Origin of the sequence: Pseudooceanicola lipolyticus (assembly GCF_002786325.1) — a bacterium.
Classification (GTDB): domain Bacteria; phylum Pseudomonadota; class Alphaproteobacteria; order Rhodobacterales; family Rhodobacteraceae; genus Pseudooceanicola_C; species Pseudooceanicola_C lipolyticus.
In genome coordinates this window covers 1-1,404 of the sequence record NZ_PGTB01000342.1, presented here as the reverse complement: position 1 = coordinate 1,404, position 1,404 = coordinate 1, and the positions used below count along the sequence as shown (strand labels likewise).

2 protein-coding genes are annotated in these 1,404 nt (G+C 69.1%); both read right to left on the bottom strand.

Features of this window, described 5'->3' with window-relative positions; translation table 11 throughout:
• The coding region (locus CVM52_RS25755) for a response regulator (protein WP_133120011.1) at positions 1-409 on the bottom strand (409 nt) is incomplete at its 3' end.
• The coding region (locus tag CVM52_RS25750; RefSeq protein WP_240621083.1) for a sensor histidine kinase at positions 406-1,404 on the bottom strand (999 nt) is incomplete at its 5' end. The genes CVM52_RS25755 and CVM52_RS25750, both read right to left, overlap by 4 nt.

Genomic DNA, 1,404 nt, shown 5'->3' with positions numbered 1-1,404 from the left:
CCGCCTCGCTGCGGGCGGTTTCGGCGCGCGCCTCCAGCACCGCGCGCCGCGCCGCCAGCGCACGTTGCAGCACCGCCATCAGGTCGCCGGGGGCACAGGGTTTTTCCAGGAAGTCGAAAGCCCCCTGCTCCATCGCCGCCACCGCCATCGGAATGTCGCCCTCGCCGGTCAGCAGCACCACCGGCAATTCGCCATCCATCTTTTGCGCATAGGTCAGCAGGTGAAACCCGTCACGCCCGGGCATGCGGATATCGGACAGCACCACGCCGGGAAAGTCGCGGGTGATGTGGTCCTTGGCGGCCACGAAGGATCCCGCCGGGATCGGCCGCAGCCCGGCCAGGTCCAGCGTCTGCGCCAGCGCATCGCGCACCGCGGCATCGTCATCGACCACCAGCACCGGCTCGCTCATGCCACCTGCTCCTCGGGCCAGGGTTCCAGCCGCACCGAAAACGCCGCGCCATCGGCCAGGTTGCGGCCACGGATATCGCCGCCAAAGCTTTGTACGATGCCATAGGAAATCGACAGGCCCAGCCCCATGCCCTCGGCCGCGCCCACCGCCTTGGTGGTATAGAACGGGTCGAACACCTTGCCCGGATCGTCGATGCCGGGCCCGGTGTCGCGGATATCGACGGTCAGCGCCTCGCCGCCGCTGATCGCCACCCCCAGCACCCGCCGCTCGCTGGCCGCCATCGCGTCCAGCGCGTTGGTAACCAGGTTCAGGAACACCTGGCCCAGCCGCACCTCGCCACCCAGCACCCAGACCGGGTGGGAGGGGCGGTCATAGTCCAGCTGGACGCCGTCCTGCCGCATCCGCGGCCCGGCCAGTTCCAGCACCCCGTCCAGCACCTGGACGATATCCACCTTCACCGGCGCCTCGCTTTCCTGGCGGGCAAAGGCGCGCAGGTTGCGGATGATCCGGCCCATGCGGCGGGCCAGTTCGGCAATGCGGGTCAGGTTCTCGGCGGCGGTGTCCGGGCGGCCGCGCTGCAGGAACTGCGCCCCGTTTTCGGCGAACGAGCCGATCGCCATCAGCGGCTGGTTCAACTCGTGGCTGATCCCAGCGCTCATCTGACCCAGCGCGCTCAGCTTGGCGGCCTGTACCAGGTCGGCCTGGGCCTTTTTCAGCGCCGCCTCGGCCTCCTGGCGTTCGCGCACCTCGCGGCGCAGCCGGCTATTGGCCTGGATCAGTTCGGCGGTGCGTTCGCTGACCCGCGCCTCCAGCACGGTGTTGGCCTCGGCCAGGGTGCGGCGTCGCTCGGTTGCCAAATACAGCAGGGCGCCGAAGGCCAGGCAGATCGCCGCCACCGCCGCCGCCTGCAACCCGGCCAAGAGATAGGACAGGCCCATCTCTTCCTGCAGGTCGAGCATCAGGTTGATCACCTGTGCCTTGATCGACACGTCCAG